At 65.3% G+C, this 19,339-nt stretch carries 15 protein-coding genes; 8 read left to right on the forward strand and 7 right to left on the reverse strand.

The window, feature by feature from the left end; genetic code table 11:
• Positions 1–65 precede the first annotated feature (65 nt).
• Complete coding sequence (locus tag HMPREF3113_RS16830; RefSeq protein ID WP_019184038.1) at positions 66–1,478, forward strand: amino acid permease; 1,413 nt, start codon at positions 66–68, stop codon at positions 1,476–1,478.
• Between the two features lie 130 nt (positions 1,479–1,608).
• On the opposite strand, the gene HMPREF3113_RS16835 is transcribed toward HMPREF3113_RS16830, so the two are convergent.
• The gene (locus HMPREF3113_RS16835) at positions 1,609–2,859 is read right to left on the reverse strand and encodes a dipeptidase (RefSeq protein ID WP_070474176.1); all 1,251 of its coding nucleotides are present in this window, start codon (positions 2,857–2,859) and stop codon (positions 1,609–1,611) included.
• 118 nt (positions 2,860–2,977) lie between these two features.
• A complete protein-coding gene (locus HMPREF3113_RS16840) occupies positions 2,978–4,147 on the reverse strand; it encodes a class I SAM-dependent rRNA methyltransferase (protein ID WP_019184040.1) in 1,170 nt (389 codons plus the stop codon).
• A gap of 414 nt (positions 4,148–4,561) precedes the next feature.
• Between HMPREF3113_RS16840 and HMPREF3113_RS16845 the strand changes: the two genes are divergently transcribed.
• Complete coding sequence (locus HMPREF3113_RS16845; protein WP_070474178.1) at positions 4,562–5,521, forward strand: TerC family protein; 960 nt, start codon at positions 4,562–4,564, stop codon at positions 5,519–5,521.
• A gap of 97 nt (positions 5,522–5,618) precedes the next feature.
• Complete coding sequence (locus HMPREF3113_RS16850; protein WP_070474180.1) at positions 5,619–6,401, forward strand: rhomboid family intramembrane serine protease; 783 nt, start codon at positions 5,619–5,621, stop codon at positions 6,399–6,401.
• 113 nt (positions 6,402–6,514) lie between these two features.
• On the opposite strand, the gene HMPREF3113_RS16855 is transcribed toward HMPREF3113_RS16850, so the two are convergent.
• The 5 genes from HMPREF3113_RS16855 to rpmH form a co-directional block, all read right to left on the reverse strand.
• Positions 6,515–7,567 carry a glycerophosphodiester phosphodiesterase gene (locus HMPREF3113_RS16855; RefSeq protein ID WP_070474225.1) on the reverse strand — a complete coding sequence of 351 codons (1,053 nt, stop codon included), beginning with the start codon at positions 7,565–7,567 and terminating at the stop codon, positions 6,515–6,517.
• A 134-nt stretch (positions 7,568–7,701) separates the two neighbouring features.
• A complete protein-coding gene (gene mnmE / locus HMPREF3113_RS16860; protein ID WP_070474182.1) occupies positions 7,702–9,045 on the reverse strand; it encodes a tRNA uridine-5-carboxymethylaminomethyl(34) synthesis GTPase MnmE in 1,344 nt (447 codons plus the stop codon).
• A 107-nt stretch (positions 9,046–9,152) separates the two neighbouring features.
• Entirely contained in the window at positions 9,153–10,850 is a 1,698-nt protein-coding gene (gene yidC, locus HMPREF3113_RS16865; protein WP_019184045.1) for a membrane protein insertase YidC, read from the reverse strand.
• A complete protein-coding gene (gene rnpA / locus HMPREF3113_RS18485) occupies positions 10,850–11,341 on the reverse strand; it encodes a ribonuclease P protein component (protein WP_019184046.1) in 492 nt (163 codons plus the stop codon). Before rnpA ends, yidC begins: the two co-directional genes overlap by 1 nt.
• Before the next feature lie 5 nt (positions 11,342–11,346).
• Positions 11,347–11,487, reverse strand: a complete 141-nt coding sequence (gene rpmH / locus HMPREF3113_RS16870) for a 50S ribosomal protein L34 (RefSeq protein WP_006404565.1) — start codon at positions 11,485–11,487, stop codon at positions 11,347–11,349.
• Positions 11,488–11,740: 253 nt separating this feature from the next.
• Between rpmH and dnaA the strand changes: the two genes are divergently transcribed.
• The 5 genes from dnaA to gyrB all read left to right on the forward strand — a co-directional run bounded on the left by dnaA (position 11,741) and on the right by gyrB (position 19,313).
• Positions 11,741–13,075 carry a chromosomal replication initiator protein DnaA gene (gene dnaA / locus HMPREF3113_RS16875; protein ID WP_046272260.1) on the forward strand — a complete coding sequence of 445 codons (1,335 nt, stop codon included), beginning with the start codon at positions 11,741–11,743 and terminating at the stop codon, positions 13,073–13,075.
• Between the two features lie 3 nt (positions 13,076–13,078).
• The gene (locus HMPREF3113_RS18680) at positions 13,079–13,330 is read left to right on the forward strand and encodes a hypothetical protein (RefSeq protein WP_139146398.1); all 252 of its coding nucleotides are present in this window, start codon (positions 13,079–13,081) and stop codon (positions 13,328–13,330) included.
• A 21-nt stretch (positions 13,331–13,351) separates the two neighbouring features.
• On the forward strand, positions 13,352–14,452 hold the full coding sequence (dnaN, locus tag HMPREF3113_RS16880; protein ID WP_019184048.1) for a DNA polymerase III subunit beta: 1,101 nt from the start codon (positions 13,352–13,354) through the stop codon (positions 14,450–14,452).
• A 1,190-nt stretch (positions 14,453–15,642) separates the two neighbouring features.
• Positions 15,643–16,740, forward strand: coding sequence for a DNA replication/repair protein RecF (gene recF / locus HMPREF3113_RS16885; protein WP_070474184.1), 1,098 nt, complete (start codon positions 15,643–15,645; stop codon positions 16,738–16,740).
• Between the two features lie 113 nt (positions 16,741–16,853).
• Positions 16,854–19,313, forward strand: coding sequence for a DNA topoisomerase (ATP-hydrolyzing) subunit B (gene gyrB, locus HMPREF3113_RS16890; protein ID WP_070426277.1), 2,460 nt, complete (start codon positions 16,854–16,856; stop codon positions 19,311–19,313).
• The last annotated feature ends 26 nt before the right edge of the window (positions 19,314–19,339 follow it).

A 19,339-nucleotide genomic window follows, 5' to 3' on the forward strand; every position in this document is an offset into this window, starting at 1 on the left:
AATGCTGCGCCGCGTTCGGTAAAACTCGCAGACTTGTCGTTCACAGTCATCCACCGCGAGGCCCCATGTCATTGCTCCGGCGCAAGTCCCTAGACACTGTCACCGTCCATGAAGCCGGCAGGCAACTGATCCCGACCCTGAGTTGGCCGCACCTGATCGCGCTGGGCATCGGCGCCATCGTCGGCACCGGCATCTACACCCTGATCGGTGTCGGCGCGAACCTGGCCGGGCCGGCGGTGTTGATCTCGTTTGCCATCGCCGGCGCGGTCTGCGCCTGCGCGGCGCTGTCCTATGCCGAACTGGCCACGATGATGCCGGCCGCCGGCAGCGCCTACACCTACAGCTATACCGCGCTCGGCGAGATGGTGGCCTGGGTGGTGGGCTGGAGCCTGATCCTGGAGTACTCGCTGGTGGTCAGCACGGTGGCGGTGGGGTGGTCCGGCTACGCGGTCGGCTTCCTGCACGGCTGGGGCATCGACCTGCCCTTGATGCTCACCGCCGGCCCGCACGTGGAAGGCGGTTTCATCAACCTGCCGGCCGTGCTGATCACCTTCCTGGTGGCCGGCATGCTGATGGCCGGGACCAAGGAGAGTGCGACGCTCAACGCGGTGCTGGTGGTGGTCAAGATCATCGCGCTGACCGTGTTCGTGGCGATCGCCCTGCCGCACTTCGATACCGGCCACATGGAGCCGTTCATGCCGTTCGGCTTCGTCAAGTCGCTGGGCGCCGATGGCGTCGAGCGCGGAGTGATGGCGGCCGCGGCGATCATCTTCTTCGCGTTCTACGGCTTCGATGCGATCTCCACCGCGGCCGAAGAAACCAAGAAACCCGAGCGCGACCTGGCGATCGGCATCATCGGCTCGATGGTCGGCTGCACCATCATCTACGTGCTGGTGGCGCTGGCCGCCGTGGGTGCGATGAGCTACACGATCTTCGGCCAGAGCGCCGAGCCGCTGGCACTAATCCTGCGCGAGCTGGGCAGCCCGGGCGCGGCCAAGTGGATCGGCGCGGCGGCGGTGATCGCCCTGCCGACCGTGCTGCTGGCCTTCCTGTATGGCCAGAGCCGCATCTTCTTCGTCATGTCGCGCGATGGCCTGCTGCCGCGTGGCCTGTCCAAGGTCAGCGCGCGCACCGGCACCCCGATCGCGACCACGCTGTTCACCGCGGTGCTGGTGGCCGCGCTGGCCGGTGTGGCACGCCTGGATGAAATCGCCGCACTGGCCAACGCCGGCACGCTGGCCGCGTTCACCGCGGTGGGCCTGTGCCTGGTGGTGCTGCGCAAGCGCGAGCCCAACCGCGTGCGCAAGTTCCGCACGCCGCTGGCCTACGTGGTCGGCCCGCTGGCGGTGATCGGCTGCGTGTACCTGTTCTTCAGCCTGCCGAGCACCACGCAGTTGTACTTCCTGGCGTGGAACGTCGTGGGCCTGATCGCCTACTTCGCCTATGGCCGCCGCAATGCGGTGCTGGGCAAGGGCTGAGCTATCGCGCCGGCCACCGGGCCGGCGATGAGATGACCGGGTGTGAAAAAGGCAGGCCCAAGGCCTGCCTTTTTCGTTGTTGGCAGCGGTGACGACGCCCTGCCGGGCAGCGCGCGACGCGCCACTGGCCTCAGGGTTTCGCGGCCGCGGCCTTGGCGGCATGATCGTGCGCCTGCTGCATGACGCGCAGCAGGTTGCCGCCCCAGATGCCGGCGATCTGCTGCTCGGTGTAACCCTTGCGCAGCAGCCACGCAGTGATCTTGGGCAACTGGCTTACGTCCTGGAGATCGGCCAGGCCACCGCCGCCATCCCAGTCCAGGCCGATGCCTGCGTGTTCGGGGCCGACCACCTTGAGGATGTGCTCGAAGTGGGCGAAGAAATCGTCCAGCGTGGCCTTGCGCAGCGGGATGCGCTGGTCGATCTCCTCCAGCCCCTTCTTCAGCGCGACCCCCTGCTGGATGCTCATCCCGTCGTAATCGGTGCCGAGCTGCGCCATCAGCGCCGTCTCGGCCGCTTTGCGCGCCTCGCTTTTGCCGGTGTCGATCAGGTAACCGCCATAGGCGTTGACCTGGATCACGCCGCCGGCCTTGGCCAGCCGCTTCAGGCGCGCATCGTCGAGGTTGCGCGGATGGTTGTAGATCGCCTTGGCCGAGCTGTGCGAGAGCACGAACGGCACCGGCATGCGCTCGATCAGATCATCGAACACCGCATCGGAGGCATGCGATTGATCGATCACGATCCCCAGACGCACCGCTTCATCCACCAGCGCCTTGCCGGCCGGGCTCAGGCCCTTCCATTCGGCGCCCTTGGGATCGGTGGCCGAATCGGCGAACTCGTTGTTGGCGAAGTGCACGGTGCTGAGCAGGCGCAGGCCGGCCAGGTGGTAGTAGCTGAGCAGCGTGGGATCGTCGACCAGCGGGCTGGCGTTCTCCATGCTGATGTAGACCACGCGCTTGCCGGCGGCCTTGATGCGCGCGGCATCGGCGGCGGTCAGCGCGAGCTGGAAGGTATCCGGATGCGCGGCGAGCATCTCGCGGATTTCCGTCAGCCGCAGCAGGCCGGCATCGCGGTCGTGCTGGTGCGCCTGCGCACTGCGGTCGCCCTGGTCGGTGTAGATGGCCCAGAAACCGCCATCCAGCGCGCCTTCCACCATGCGCGGGTAATCCACTTGCGACAGCGCGTTGTGGTCGTGCCGCTGGGTGATGTCGAAGCCGTCACGGTGGAAGTTGGCCGGTGTATCGAGGTGGCTGTCCAGGGTCAGCAGCCGCTGCTGCAGCGTGGACGCCCTGGCCAGTTCCTGCGGGGTGAATTCGATCGCGTGGGCGGCCAGTGGCGTGCACAACGCCAGCGAAACCAGCAAAGACAGACTGCGCAACGTCATGACGCCTCACCTTGGTTGTAGAGCCACGCCATGCGTGGCTGGGCTTGATCTGGCCCGCGAAGCCACGCATGGCGTGGCTCTACGGTCCCGGGTTCAACGGGTCTGGCCCGGACAGACCTCAATCCACCACGCGGCAGAACACGGCCTTGAGGTAGCGCGATTCCTGCACGTGGGCCATGAACGGATGGTCCGGACCGGCGCCAGCCACTTTCAGGATCTGGATGGTGCGGCCGGCGTAGAACGCGGCGCGGCGCAGCATGTCCAGGAACTGATCCTCGGCCACCAGGCCGGTGCAGGAGAACGTGGCGAGCAGTCCGCCGGGCTTGACCACGCCCAGCGCCAGCTTGTTCATGTCCAGGTACTTCTTCAACGCGGTGATGACCTGGTCGCGGTCGCGGGTCATCTTGGCCGGGTCGAGGATCACCACGTCGTACTGCTCACCCCGGTTGGACGCATCGCGCAGCCACGGGAAGATGTCGGACTGGATGAACTTCGGCCGCACGTTGTTGAGCTTGGCGTTGCCCTTGGCGATGGCGATCACGTCTTCATCGATATCGATGCCGACCACTTCGGCCGCACCGCGCGCAGCGGCATACACCGCAAAGCCACCGGTGTTGCAGCACAGGTCGAGCACGGTCTTGCCTTCCACCTGCTGGCTCAGCCACTGGCGGTTCTCGCGCTGGTCAGCGAAGAAACCGGTCTTGTGCGCACCGGCCGGGTCGGCGCGGAACTTCACGCCGTACTCGGTGATGACCGAGGCTTCGGTGGTGGTGTTGCCGTGGAAGTCGAAGCTTTCCTGCTTCTGCACGTGCTCGTCGGCAAAGCTGTGGAAACGGCAGCCCGGGAACTGTTCGCGCAGCGCCTCGTAGACCCATTCGCGGTGGCGGAACATGCCGGCGGCAAAGAACTCGACCACCACCAGGTCGCCATAGCGGTCCACGACCAGGCCGGACAGACCGTCGCCTTCGCTGTGGACCACGCGCCAGGCATCGGAGACCTGGTCCAGCTTGAGCACCTCACGACGCAGCGACACCGCCTGGGCGATCTTGCGCGAGAACCAGCCGGCGTCGACCGGGATGGCCTGATCGGTCTCCAGGATGCGCACGGCGATGCGCGAGTGACCGTTGTAGAAGCCACGCCCGATCCACTCGCCGTCCACGCCGACGACGTCGACGATGGCACCGGGTTTGGGACGGACGGCCGGCTTTTCGACCAGTTTCTGGAAGATCCACGGGTGGCTGGAGCGCCAGGCGTTCTTGAGGCGGACAACGGGGGCAGGGGTATTCATGGGCGTATTGTAAACGGGAAGCCTGCAGCCCTCGGCGCTGGGAGCGACGCCGCTGGCGCTCTGGTGGTGACGGCCGCTGGCCGTCAGCGCGGTAGACCCGGCCGCTACGTGGTTGACGGCCAGCGGCCGTCACTACCGGTTGGGGCGTTTCGTTCAGCCGCACCGGGGCATGGAAAGGATTTGACGCCGGCCCCGGCACCCCGCAGAATCGGCCCCAGAAGGGGAGTAGCTCCCAGACGTTGTCGCCGTCAATTCGAGCCCGCAGGCTCCGGTGCAACGGCAGTCCCACCCATCGGGACTGCGAGCGAGACCTTCGCCGTATGGCGAAGCTCTGTCCCTGGATCCCCCCGATCCTCCGTTGCAGATCCTCGCCGTCCGGCTTGAGGCAATCTATTTTTCCAACGGATAAACCCAATGCAGACGATCGGTAATGTGTGGTTGTGGGGCGGCTTCGGCGCGGTGGTGATCATCGCGCTGCTGGTCGACCTCGTCTTGATGCGACACGGCGGCCCCCACAAGGTCACCTTCAAGGAGGCCCTGTGGTGGTCCATCGGCTGGGTCGCCCTGGCCCTGGCCTTCAACGGTGGCCTCTGGTATTACCTGAACGAGACTGCCGGCCAGGTGGTGGCCAACAAGGTCGGCCTGGAGTTCCTGACCGGTTACCTGGTCGAGAAAGCCCTGGCGGTGGACAACATCTTCGTGTTCCTGATGATCATGGGCTACTTCGCAGTGCCCGAGGAACAGCGTCAGAAGGTATTGATCATCGGGATCCTGGGCGCGATCGTGCTGCGTACGATCATGATCTTCGCCGGCAGCGTGCTGCTGACCAAGTTCCACTGGCTGCTCTACGTGTTCGGTGCATTCCTGCTCTTCACCGGTTGGAAGATGTGGTTCTCGGCCGGCAGCGAGCCGGATCTTGAGACCAACCCCGCCCTGCGCTGGATGCGCAAGCACCTGCGCCTGCTGCCCGACTATGCCGGCAACGCCATGAGCGTCATGCGCGATGGCAAGCGCTGGTTCACGCCGCTGTTCGTGGTGCTGATCCTGATCGCGGTCACCGACGTGATCTTCGCGGTGGACAGCATCCCGGCGATCTTTGCCATCACCACCGACCCGTTCATCGTGCTGACCTCCAACGTCTTCGCGGTGCTGGGCCTGCGCGCGATGTTCTTTCTGCTGGCCGGCATGGCCGATCGCTTCCACCTGTTGCCGTACGGCCTGGCCCTGGTGCTGGCCTTCATCGGCATCAAGATGATGCTGATCGACCTCTTCAAGATCCCCACCCCGATCTCGCTGGGCGTGGTGGCGGTCATCATCGCCGCGACCGTGGTGTTGAGCCTGAAGAACCCGCCGAAAGAAGGCGGCCACGCCTGACCGACCGTGCCGCCTGCGGGATTGTCCCGCAGGCGGTACCTCTCTCTCCCACGGCGTTGCCCTTGTGTTCATCCGGGGCGACGCCATCCCTAAGGGTATGAACGCCAACCTGCCCCAGCCCACCGGCGCGCCGCCGGTTCCGTCCCGCAACGACCGTGGTGGTGTACTGCGGGCGTTCAACCTGAGCCTGGCCTTCGTGGTGCTGCTGGTCGCGGTGTATACCGCCCAGGGCCACTTCGACTGGCGTCCGTGGGCCGTGGCCCCGCTGGACAAGGCCGGCCTGCTCGGCATTCTCGGTGCACCGCTGCTGCACGGCTCGATCCAGCATCTGGGTGCCAACGCGGCAGCCCTGCTGATCCTCGGCACCCTGGCCGGCAGCGTGTATCCCAAAGCAACGCTGCGCGCGCTGCCCCTGCTGTGGCTCGGCTCGGGCCTGGGTGCCTGGTTGCTCGGCGATCTGGGCAGCCGCCATCTGGGCGCCAGTGGCATCACCCACGGCCTGATGTTCCTGGTGTTCGTGCTCGGCCTGCTGCGCCGCGACCGGCCAGCGATCGCTGCCGGGCTGATCGCCTTCCTGTTCTACGGCAGCATGCTGCTGACCATCCTGCCGCACGAGCCGGGCGTGTCCTGGCAATCGCATATGGGCGGTGCCTTCGCCGGCATCATCAGCGCGCTGCTGTTCCGCCTCTCCGACCCGATGGCGCCGCGCAAACGCTACAGCTGGGAAGATGAGGAAGAGGACGACATCGAGGCGGCGCGCGACGCCGATCTGGAGCCGCCCTCCCCGACCCGCGTGCCGGTGCTGTGGCAACCACGCGAGGGCCGCGACTTCGTGGTGCTGCCGTTCCGGCGGCGCGATGAAGGGTCATCGCTGGATTGACCGGCGACGCCACCTGATGGCATGCCGGGGTAGAGCCACGCCATGCGTGGCTGCCGTGCGCCGGACATTCCGATATCGCGCCGATCACGAGCGTACCGACCAACGGTCGGTACCTACCGGCTCGCCGGTGCGCCATCCCCATCCACCGCACGCCTGCCCAGCGCCGGGTCATCGGTGAAGAAGGCATCGATGCCGGTGGCCAGATAGGCCCGCATCTCGGCGACCGAACCTTCCGCGTTGCGGGCATTCGGCTCGCCGCTGCGGAACTCCGCGGCCTGGAAGTAGTTTTCCGGCCGGAACGTATACGGCACCACCATCAAGCCGGCCGCATGCGCATCACGCACCAGGGAAGTCGGGGTGCCGAGCTTCCCCTGCGCGTCCAGCGGAATGACCATGCGCAGGCTTGGGCCGATGCCATCGGCATAGGTGGCCACCTCGCGCAGCCCGGCCGGGGTGATCAGATCGGCATAGCGCTGGCGGCCCTTGGCGGCCCGCACGTCGCCGGGCTGCTGCGTGGGATCGCCGAGCAGCTGCAGCAGGCGGATGTTGCTGTCGCGGCCGAGCTGGTCACGCAGGTAACGCAGGTTGCCGACCTCGAAGGACTGGATCGTCACCGGCGCCACGCGCGTGTAGGCGTTGCCCTGGAGCGCGGCGACCACCTTGTCTTCCATCGGCAGGCCGATGCTGGTGAAGTAGGTGCCGTGCTTGACCTCCGGCACCAGCCCGATGCCGCGGTTGGCGCGGCCGGCCTGCTGCACCAGGAAGGCGATGATCTCGTCCAGCGTGGCGATGCGGAACTGGCCGTCGAAGGCGGTGCTGCGCAGCTGCGGCAAGCGCTCGCGGGCGTACAGCGTTTTCAGCTCGGCCAGGGTGAAGTCTTCGGTGAACCAGCCTTCGATGCGCTCACCGTCGATGGTCTTGACGGTCCTGCGGCTGGCGAACTCGGGGTGCGCGGCCACATCGGTGGTGCCACCGATCTCGTTCTCGTGGCGCGATACCAGCACGCCGTCCTTGGTCATCACCAGGTCCGGCTCGATGTAGTCGGCGCCGTCGGCGATGGCCTGCGCATAGGCGGCAAGCGTGTGCTCGGGCAGCAGCGCACTGGCGCCGCGGTGGCCGTAGACGGCAGCCTTGGCCGGCGTAGGGGAAGACGATTCAGCGCTCATGGCCACCGATGGTGCCACGGCCAGCGACACCAGCAACACACATCCCCACAACGGCTTGGACACTTCAGATTCCTGTCGATAAAGAACCGGGTCAGTCTGCTGCAGGGGTGTGACAACGCGAAGAAAGGCGCCGCCTACTTCCCGATGCAGAAGCTGGAGAAAATGCGCCCGAGCAGATCATCGGCGCTCATCCGCCCGGTGATCTCGCCCAGCGCCTCATGCGCCAGGCGCAGTTCCTCGGCGGCCAGCTCCAGGTGCTCGTGGACCAGCTCCGATTCGGCGCGTTCGGCATGGCCGATGGCCTGGCTGATCGCTTCCACATGGCGGGCACGCGCGGAGAACTCGCCGTCCACGCTGTCGCCGGCACTGCCGCTGGCCAGCGCGCGCAGGCGCGCGTGCAGCTGATCCAGGCCGAGGCCGGTGGCGGCTGAGACATGCACCACGTCCGCAGCGGCGTCGGACGGAATCGCGTCCAGCAGATCGCTCTTGTTGTGGATCCACAGCTGCTGCGGCACCTCGGCGATGCTGTCGCCCACCGCGTCGCGGCCCGCCTGCGGGTCGCGCGCATCGACCACCACGATGGCCAGGTCGGTGCGCTGCATTTCCTCGCGCGCCCGGCGCATGCCTTCGCGCTCGATGGCATCCCCGCCTTCGCGCAGGCCGGCGGTGTCGACCAGGGTCAGTTCCAGCCCATCGATACGGATGGTTTCGCGCAGGGTGTCGCGGGTGGTGCCGGCGATGTCGGTGACGATCGCCCGCTCGCTGCCGGCCAACGCGTTGAGCAGCGAGCTCTTGCCGGCGTTCGGCGGGCCCACCAGCACCGCGTGCAGACCATCGCGCAGCTTGCGCCCGCGTTCGGCATCGTCGCGCAGCCGGATCAGTGCCTGCAGCGCGGTGACCAGACCGCTGCGCACCTGGGCGCCGCCGAGGGTATCCAGGGGTTCGTCGGCGAAATCGATCGCCGCTTCCACGTGGATCCGCAGCAGAACAAGCTGTTCTGCGACCTCGTCCACGCGGCGCGAGAACACGCCATCCAGCGAGCGGCGTGCCGCGCGCGCTGCGCGGGTATCGCTGGCGGCGATCAGGTCGGCGATCGCCTCGGCCTGGGCCAGGTCGAGCTTGCCGTTGAGGAAGGCGCGCTCGCTGAATTCACCGGGCCGCGCCTGCCGCGCGCCCAAGGCGATGCAACGCGCGACCAGCTGCTGCAGCACCACCGGGCTGCCATGTCCCTGCAGCTCCACCACTTCTTCGCCGGTGAAGCTGTTCGGGGCCGGGAACCACAGCGCGATGCCGTCGTCGATCACCTCGCCGGCCGCATCGCGCAAGCGCGCGTAGTGCGCATGCCGTGGCTGCATCGCGCGCACGCCGATCGCCTCGGCGATGGGCCGCGCCTGCGGGCCGGACAGCCGCAGCATGCCGACGCCGCCCGCGCCGGGCGCGGTGGCGATGGCCACGATGGTGTCGGGGGCATGGGTCATGTCGGGCTCACTGCGGCGTGCGGGGAATCAGCGGGCATTCTACGGACCGCAGGATGCGCGGGCCGCAGATGCAGGAAACCCGCCTTGCGGCGGGTCTCCTGTGCAGCTTACTTCTTGGCGGTGACGACCGGCAGCGGGTCGCTGCCGTGGCGCTTGGTCATCCACCACTGCTGGAGCAGGCCCAGGCCGCCGTTGACGACCCAGTACAGCACCAGACCGGACGGCATGAAGGCCATCATGACGCCGAACACCAGCGGCATCAGCTGCATCATCTTGGCCTGCATCGGGTCCATGCCCGGCGCCGGGGTCAGCTTCTGCGTGGCCCACATCACCGCCACGTTGATCACCGGCAGGATGAAGTACGGGTCACGTGCGGTCAGATCCTGGATCCAGCCCAGCCAGGGGGCCTGGCGCAGTTCCACCGATTCCACCAGCACCCAGTACAGCGCGAAGAAGATCGGCATCTGGATGAGGATCGGCAGACAGCCGCCCATCGGGTTGATCTTCTCTTTCTTGTACAGCTCCATCATCGCGGTCTGGAACTTCTGGCGGTCATCGCCATAGCGTTCCTTGAGCTGCGCGATGCGCGGCTGGAAGCGACGCATCTTGGCACCGGACTTGTACTGCACGGCCGAGAGCGGATACAGCACCAGCTTCAGCAGCACCACCAGGCCGACGATGGCCCAGCCCCAGTTGTCGACCACCTTGTGAACCTGGTTCAACACCCAGAACAGGCCCTGGCCGATGATCGCCATCAGCGAGAAGCGGCTGTAGTCGACCACGCGGTCCAGGCCCTTCACGTCTTCCTTGGCGATCAGGTTGACCAGCTTCGGGCCGACCCACAGGCGGGCTTCGGTGCTGACCTGCTGGCCCGGGGCCACGGTGAAGGCCGGGCCGCGCGCTTCGATCTGGTCACGGCCGTTGTTCTGCGCCAGCGAGTACTGCGCGGCCTGGTCGGCCTGCGGAATCCACGCGGTGAAGAAGTGGTGCTGCAGCATCGCCAGCCAGCCGCCGGTGATGGTGCGGTTGAGGTGGCCGTCGTCCAGGTAATCCTTGAACGCGCGACGCTCGTAACCGTCCTGCGGGCTGAACCAGGTCGCGCCGTTGAAGCTGAACGAGTCCGGGTTGGTCATGCTGCGCGAGAGGATGGTCGGGGTGCGGTCCAGGGTGCGGAACACGTAGCCGCTCCACGGGGCGCTGCCGCCGTTGACGACTTCATCCTTGACCGTGATCGCGTACTCGTTGCGACCCAGCGAGTAGGTGCGGCGGATGGTCACGCCGTTCGGGCCGGTCCATTCGAACGGCACGGTGACCTCGTCCTGGCCCTTGGCCAGCACGAAGTCGTGGTTGTCGCCGACCAGCTTGAAGCCGTTGGCGGCCGGCACCGGCATGGTCTTGTCTTCACTGATCCAGCCACTGACCGCGCGGTACGGGTGGGTGGCTTCTTCGGTCAGCAGGCGGACCGGCGGGCTGCCTTCTTCCTTGGTCTGCGGGAACTGCAGCAGTTCGGCGTCCAGCACCGTGCCACCGTCCAGCACCAGACGCAGCACGTCGGTGGTGATGGTCACGCGGGCCGGGCCGGCCTCGGTCTGTGCGGCCGGCTGTGCCGCCGGCAGGGAACCGTCAGCCTGGGGCACGGGCGCACCGGGAATGCTGCCGGCCGCCGCACCCGGCACGCTGGCCTGGGTGGTCTGGGCGGCCACGGCCGGGGTCGGCGGCGCGGCTTTGTCGCGGCCCCACTCCATCCACAGCAACACGGCCACCATCAGCCAGGCAAAAATCAGGAAAACGCGGGTCTGGTTCATCAGCGTGCAGGCTCGACGGGGCCGGCACGCAATGCCGGCTCGGACTGGGAAAGGGGTACAACGCCCAGGGGCGGCGGCATTGTGCCGTCCGCGCCCGGCATGGGCAATGCGCCAAGGCGGCGCAGCAGGCGTTCAAAGGCCTGGCGGATATCTGAATTGCTGGCGGTACGGGCGGCGCTGCGGGCAACGACGACGTAATCGCCGGCACTCATCCACGGCCGTAGGTGGCGTGTGGCATCGCGCAGCACACGCTTTACTCGGTTGCGACCCACGGCTCGGGGATCGACTTTGCGCGACACCGCAAGACCCAACCTGGCTGGCGTATCGCTCTTCAGCCAGTGCAGGGTCATCAGCGGATCGGACACACGGCGGGCGCCGTTGAAGACCGTTGTATATTCGGCACGCGTACGAACCCGCGCAGAGCGAGGAAATCGCTTGCGCGGGTCGGAACTGCTCACAGTCAGGATTGCGTCTGCCGCGGGAAGCGGCATTGCAATCAAGCGCTCAGGACTTTACGGCCCTTGGCGCGGCGACGCGACAGGATCTTGCGGCCGTCAGCGGTCTTCATACGGGCACGGAAGCCATGGTCGCGCTTACGCTTGAGGTTGCTGGGTTGGAAAGTGCGCTTGGTGGCCATGCGGGCCTCTATATGAAGGGGACGGAAAGAACCGGAAATTCTATAGACCTCATCGAGGTCCCGTCAAGTGTCTGTCACTACGGGAATTCACCGGGCTGTGCAATAGCTGTGGATCGTTTTGTGAATAACTTTGGGACAACCATTCCCGGCCCCCCTCGTCGGTGGTAGTCTGCGCCATCCATTCTTCCCCCCTTCCGGCCTGCGGTGCGGCGCTTTTGTTCGCCTATCCGCTGGCCCCAGACGATTATTGCCGATGGATGCCTGGTCTCGTTCCCTCGAACGCCTCGAAGCAGAGTTTCCGCCCGAGGATGTTCACACCTGGTTGAAGCCGCTGCAGGCAGATCTGCGCGCGGACAGCCTGGTGCTTTATGCGCCGAACGCCTTCATCGTCGACCAGGTGCGCGAGCTGTATCTGCCGCGCATCAAGGAACTGCTGGCGCACTTCGCCGGTTTCGGCGACGTTTTTCTTGAAATCGGCTCGCGTCCGCGCCCGGTGGAGGCGCAGATCGCGCCGATTCCGGGCCTGTCCGCACCGGCGGCACCGGCCGAGCCCCTGGTGCCGTTCGCCGGCAACATGGATTCGCACTACACCTTCGCCAACTTCGTGGAGGGCCGCAGCAACCAGCTGGGCCTGGCCGCGGCGTTCCAGGCGGCGCAGAAGCCGGGCGACCGGGCCCACAACCCGTTGCTGCTGTACGGCGGAACCGGCCTGGGCAAGACCCACCTGATGTTCGCGGCAGGCAATGCGATGCGTCAGGCCAACCCGGCGGCCAAGGTGCTGTACCTGCGTTCGGAACAGTTCTTCAGCGCGATGATCCGTGCGCTGCAGGAAAAAACCATGGACCAGTTCAAGCGCCAGTTCCAGCAGGTGGACGCGCTGCTGATCGATGACATCCAGTTCTTCGCCGGCAAGGACCGTACCCAGGAAGAGTTCTTCCATACGTTCAACGCCCTGTTCGACGGCAAGCAGCAGATCATCCTGACCTGCGACCGGTACCCGCGCGAAGTCGAAGGCCTGGAAGCACGGCTGAAGTCGCGACTGGCCTGGGGCCTGTCGGTGGCGATCGAGCCGCCGGACTTCGAGACGCGTGCAGCGATCGTGCTGGCCAAGGCCCGCGAGCGTGGCACCGATATCCCCGACGATGTGGCGTTTCTGATTGCCAAGAAGATGCGCTCCAATGTCCGCGACCTCGAAGGTGCGTTGAATACCCTGGCCGCACGCGCCAATTTCACCGGCCGTGCGATCACCACTGATTTCGCCCAGGAAACCCTGCGCGACCTGCTTCGCGCCCAGCAGCAGGCGATCAGCATTCCCAACATCCAGAAAACCGTGGCCGACTACTACGGGCTGCAGATCAAGGATCTGCTCTCCAAGCGTCGGACCCGCTCGCTGGCCCGTCCCCGTCAGGTCGCCATGGCCCTGACCAAGGAACTGACCGAGCACAGCCTGCCGGAAATCGGCGACGCCTTTGCCGGCCGGGACCACACCACGGTGCTGCATGCCTGCCGGCAGATCCGGACGTTGATGGAAGCCGACGGCAAGTTGCGGGAAGACTGGGACAAGCTGATCCGGAAGTTGAGCGAATGATGCATGTACGCCGCTAAGGCGTCATCGCATAAAACGGTGCAGAATCCGGTAGTAAGCGAGGTACAGGTTGTGGATAAAAAAGCCGCTCGATTCGGCGGTAAAGTTATCCACACCTTTCCCCACCCCTTGGGGGCTAGTAATGCAGAGGGTTTCGAGGTCAAAAAACCTTTTGTTTACAAAGGCTTAGTCGTGTTTTCCCGCGATTCTGGCCCTACCAGCACCACCAAGCTTTTGATTTATTCCACATTTTTTTAAAGCATAGGGGCACGGAACCACATGCGTTTCACACTGCAGCGCGAAGCCTTTCTCAAGCCGTTGGCACAAGTCGTCAACGTGGTCGAACGCCGCCAGACCCTGCCGGTTCTGGCTAATTTCCTGGTTCAGGTCCAGAACGGACAGCTGTCGCTGACCGGCACGGACCTGGAAGTGGAAATGGTGTCGCGGATCGCGGTGGAAGATGCCCAGGACGGCGAGACCACCATCCCCGCCCGCAAGCTGTTCGAGATCATCCGTGCCCTGCCCGACGGCAGCCGGATCACCGTCTCGCAGACCGGTGACAAGATCACCGTGCAGGCCGGGCGCAGCCGCTTCACCCTGGCAACGTTGCCCGCCAACGACTTCCCGTCTGTCGACGAAGTCGAAGCCACCGAGCGCGTGGCCATCGGCGAAGCGACCCTGAAGGAACTGATCGAACGCACCGCGTTCGCGATGGCCCAGCAGGACGTGCGCTACTACCTCAACGGCCTGTTGTTCGACCTGCGTGGCGATGCCCTGCGTACCGTGGCGACCGATGGTCACCGCCTGGCGCTGTGCGAAACCGAGCTGGAAAAGGCCAGCGGTGCCAAGCGTCAGATCATCGTGCCGCGCAAGGGCGTGACCGAGCTGCAGCGCCTGCTGGAAAGCGGTGATCGCGAAATCGAGCTGGAAGTCGGCCGCAGCCACGTGCGCGTCAAGCGCGACGATGTGACCTTCACCTCCAAGCTGATCGACGGTCGCTTCCCGGATTACGAGGCCGTCATCCCGATCGGTGCCGATCGCGAAGTGAAGGTCGATCGCGAAGCCCTGCGTGCCTCGCTGCAGCGTGCTGCGATTCTGTCCAACGAGAAGTACCGCGGTATCCGCGTGGAAGTCTCGCCGGGCAACCTGAAAATCAGCGCGCACAACCCGGAGCAGGAAGAAGCCCAGGAAGAGATCGAGGCCGATACCACGGTCAGCGACCTGGCCATCGGCTTCAACGTGAACTACCTGCTGGATGCCCTGTCGGCACTGCGCGACGAGCACGTCGTGATCCAGCTGCGTGATTCGAACTCCTCTGCCCTGGTCCGCGAGGCCAGCAGCGAGAAGTCGCGTCATGTGGTGATGCCGCTGCGTCTCTGACCTGGCGCGCTGGTTCCACGTGGAACCGAGTTGTTTGAGAAGCCCGGCACTGCCGGGTTTCTTTTTGGGCTCAAGAAGCGATGTTCCACGTGGAGCATCGTCGTAGCATTGAACCTTTGGAGATGCTTGGTTCGTCTGCCCGCCCGCCAGCCTGCTTGTCTGACCGGGTATCCGCAAACGCAGGCCTGCTGCATGGGTAGGCAGTGAACGCCGATGTCCATGGTTACCGGCCACGTGGACCAAGCTCGCCACCAGTACACGCGATTCGCATCCCCGCTGCGCTCCCAACCAGTGGCGATCTTGCGATTGGGTGATCGTTATCGCACTCAGGTGCAAAAGTGGCTCGGTAGCGCCTGCCCGCCGCCAATCTCGCGAAGCCTGTTAACCCGCCACTGCGAACCAGGACAGATTTCTCTCCCGATCTGGAGCGCCGCGACGAGCGGCTTTTCTGCCGCTGAATCACAGCTCTATGCTTTTAAAAACTGTATATAAATCTAAAGCTAGGTGGTGGTGGTAGGGCCAGATTTGGTTGAAAAGTAGGTTAAGTGGTTGGTTACAAAGGGAATTAGGGCCTCGAAACCCCCGGTAAAACAGGGCCTGAGCCTGGGGGTGATCCTGTGGATATCTTTAAAGCCTGTTTCAGGGCTTCTTTTTATCCACAGATTGCCCTTAGGTTGTGCATAACTCATACATGAGGGATGTGGACAGTCTCGTTTGGGTCTGCGCGAGCGTCGTTCATTTCTGACGGGGTGCGCTTCGGCGACGCGCGCAGAATTCAAACAATCCAGCTCGGACGTACTGATCGGGCTGCTGGGCGCCCTGGAAAATGCCGCGGATTTCTTGAAATCTGCAGCACCATGGGCCTGGACGAGCCTCAGAATTAAAGAAATTGAGCGCGTTCTTGAGCCTCCGGGTGGAGGTCGACGGGCATGTTCCACGTGGCACGGCACGCCTGAGTGAGTCCCCTACGCCGCCTCGTCCGCCTTGCACTGCCCTGCTCCACATCGGGCAGTGGGGTTCGCCATCGTCCGCCGGCGCCCGGCACTTCCTAACGCGGGTGGGTGAAACGCCGGGGACTGTACGGCGGCGCACTTCCAGGGCTGCTTGCACCACGTGGAACCAGGGCAATGCAGTAAGCTGATCGATTCCCCGCTACCCCTCTGCCGCCCGGCGCGGCGTCGATCTTCCGCATGCATATCCGCCGTCTCTCCCTGCATCAGGTTCGCCGCTTCGATACCGTCGAACTCGCGCCGAAACCGGGCATCAATCTGATCACCGGCGACAATGGCGCCGGAAAGACCAGTGTCCTGGAGGCGCTGCATGTCATGGCGTACGGGCGCAGTTTCCGTGGCCGGGTACGGGATGGGCTGGTGCGCCAGGGCCGGGAGGCGCTGGATGTCTTTGTCGAATGGGATGAGCAGCGCGAAGGCGCCGAAACCCCGACGCGGCGCAAGGCCGGGCTCCGCCACAGTGGGCAGGAATGGAAAGGCCGACTGGACGGCGAGGATGTCGCCCAGCTCGGCACCCTCTGCGCGGCGCTGGCGGTGGTGACCTTCGAGCCTGGTAGCCACGCGCTGGTCAGTGGCGGCGGAGAGCCTCGTCGGCGGTTCCTCGATTGGGGGTTGTTCCACGTGGAACCAGACTTCATGGGGCTGTGGCGGCGGTACTCGCGAGCCCTCAAGCAGCGCAACGCCCTGCTCAAGCAGGGCGGCCATGCGCACGCCCTGGATGCCTGGGATCGAGAGCTCGCCGAAGCCGGCGAACCGCTGACCACCCGTCGGCAGCACTACCTGGAGCGGTTGCAGGAACGCACCGTGGAACTGGCCGCCGTCCTGGCCCCCAATCTGGGCATCCAGTCGCTGAGCTTGAGCCCAGGGTGGCGCAAGCAGGAGGTTTCACTCTCCGATGCCCTGCTTCTGGCCCGGGAACGTGACCGGATGGCCGGCTATACCTCGGTCGGTCCACACCGGGCCGACTGGAGCGTCGGATTCGAGACCATTCCCGGCCGGGATGCACTCTCGCGGGGGCAGGCGAAACTGACGGCCCTCACCTGCCTGCTGGCACAGGCCGAAGACTACGCTGAGCAGCGCGGCGAATGGCCGGTCATCGCATTGGACGACCTGTCTTCGGAGCTGGATCGGCACCACCAGGCACGGGTGCTGGAGCGCTTGAAGGCCGGCCCGGCGCAGATCTTCATCACCGCCACTGAAGTTCCGGCGGCACTGATCGACGCGACAGATATCACGCGGTTCCACGTGGAACATGGACAGGTCCAGCCTGTGCCATAGTGGTCCCCCAGGGGCCACTGTGCCCGGCTGGTATAATTGCTGTTGCAACCCCTTATTACTCGGCGCCCCGCCTCACCGCGGCGGACCGACCTGCGGAGCCTACGGCAAGCGCAATGACTGAAGAACAGAACATCCCCGCAAACAGCGGCAACTACGACGCCAACAGCATCACCGCCCTGGAAGGCCTCGAGGCTGTCCGCAAGCGTCCTGGTATGTACATCGGCGACGTCCATGACGGCACCGGTCTGCACCACATGGTGTTCGAGGTCGTCGACAACTCCATCGACGAAGCCTTGGCCGGCCACGCCGACCATGTGTCGGTGATGATCCACGCAGACGGTTCGGTCTCGGTGTCGGACAACGGGCGCGGCATCCCGACCGGCAAGCACGAGCAGATGAGCAAGAAGCTCGATCGCGAAGTCTCCGCCGCCGAAGTCGTGATGACGGTCCTGCACGCCGGTGGCAAGTTCGATGACAACAGCTACAAGGTGTCTGGCGGCCTCCACGGCGTGGGCGTCAGCGTGGTCAATGCGCTCTCGCAGAAGTTGCTGCTGGATATCTACCAGGGCGGCTTCCACTACCAGCAGGAATTCGCTGACGGTGCTGCGGTCAACTCGCTCAAGCAGGTTGAAGCCAGCACCAAGCGCGGTACCACCCTGCGCTTCTGGCCGTCGGTGAAGGCGTTCCACGACAACGTCGAGTTCCACTACGACATCCTGGCCCGCCGCCTGCGTGAGCTGTCTTTCCTTAATTCCGGCGTCAAGATCGTGCTGGTGGACGAGCGCGGCGACGGCCGGCGCGACGACTTCCATTACGAAGGCGGCATCCGCAGCTTCGTGGAGCATCTGGCGCAGTTGAAGACGCCGCTGCACCCGAACGTGATCTCCGTCACCGGTGAGTCCAACGGGATCGTCGTGGACGTGGCGCTGCAGTGGACCGATTCCTACCAGGAAACGATGTACTGCTTCACCAACAACATCCCGCAGAAGGATGGCGGTACCCACCTCGCCGGTTTCCGTGGTGCGCTGACCCGTGTGCTCAACAATTACATCGAGCAGAACGGCATCGCCAAGCAGGCCAAGATCAACCTGACCGGCGATGACATGCGCGAAGGCATGATCGCGGTGCTGTCGGTGAAGGTGCCCGACCCGAGCTTCTCCAGCCAGACCAAGGAAAAGCTGGTCAGCTCGGACGTGCGCCCGGCGGTGGAAAGTGCCTTCGGTGCGCGCCTGGAAGAATTCCTGCAGGAAAACCCCAACGAAGCCAAGGCGATCGCCGGCAAGATCGTGGACGCGGCGCGTGCACGTGAAGCGGCCCGCAAGGCGCGCGATCTGACCCGCCGCAAGGGCGCGCTGGATATCGCCGGCCTGCCGGGCAAGCTGGCCGACTGCCAGGAAAAAGATCCGGCGCTGTCCGAATTGTTCATCGTCGAGGGTGACTCGGCAGGTGGCTCGGCCAAGCAGGGCCGCAACCGCAAGAACCAGGCCGTGCTGCCGCTGCGCGGCAAGATCCTCAACGTGGAACGTGCCCGCTTCGACCGCATGCTCGCCTCGGACCAGGTCGGTACGCTGATCACCGCGCTGGGCACCGGCATCGGCCGGGACGAGTACAACCCGGACAAGCTGCGCTACCACCGCATCATCATCATGACCGACGCCGACGTCGACGGCGCGCACATCCGTACGCTGCTGTTGACCTTCTTCTACCGTCAGATGCCGGAGCTGATCGAGCGTGGCCACATCTACATCGGCCTGCCGCCGCTGTACAAGATCAAGCAGGGCAAGCAGGAGCTCTACCTGAAGGATGACCCGGCGCTGGATGCGTACCTGGCCAGCAGCGCGGTGGAAAATGCCTCGTTGATCCCGGCCGAGAGCGAGCCCGGCATCGAAGGCGTGGCGCTGGAGAAGCTGCTGCTTTCCTACGCCTCGGCGCAGGAAACCATCGCGCGCAACAGCCATCGTTATGACCGCCAGGTGCTGGAAGCGCTGATCGATTTCACGCCGATGGATCTGGAACACCTGCGCAAGGCCGGCGCAGACGAGGGCCTGGCCGCGCTGGCCACCCGCCTCAACCAGGGCAGCCTCGGTTCGCCGCGCTATACGCTGGAACTGCAGGAACCCACCGACGAACGTCCGGCAGCCGTGCTGGTCACGCGTCGCCACATGGGCGAACAGCTGATCCAGGTGCTGCCGCTGGCCGCATTCGAGACCGGCGAACTGCGTGCCCTGCACCAGTCCTCCCTGCTCCTCCACGGCCTGGTCCGTGCCGGTGCGAAGATCAGCCGCGGTGCCAAATCGGCCGAGGTCGGCAGCTTCGCCGAGGCGCGCAACTGGCTGCTGGATGAAGCCAAGAAGGGCCGCCAGATCCAGCGATTCAAGGGTCTGGGTGAAATGAATCCCGAGCAGCTCTGGGACACCACGGTCAATCCTGACACCCGCCGCCTGCTCCAGGTGCGGATCGAGGATGCCGTGGCCGCCGACCAGATCTTCAGCACGCTGATGGGCGACGTGGTCGAACCGCGCCGCGACTTCATCGAAGACAATGCGCTGAAGGTCGCCAACCTGGATATCTGACACAATCGGGGCAAGGCCGGCCGGGG

Origin of the sequence: Stenotrophomonas sp. HMSC10F06 (assembly GCF_001807865.1) — a bacterium.
In the GTDB taxonomy this organism is placed as follows: domain Bacteria; phylum Pseudomonadota; class Gammaproteobacteria; order Xanthomonadales; family Xanthomonadaceae; genus Stenotrophomonas; species Stenotrophomonas bentonitica_A.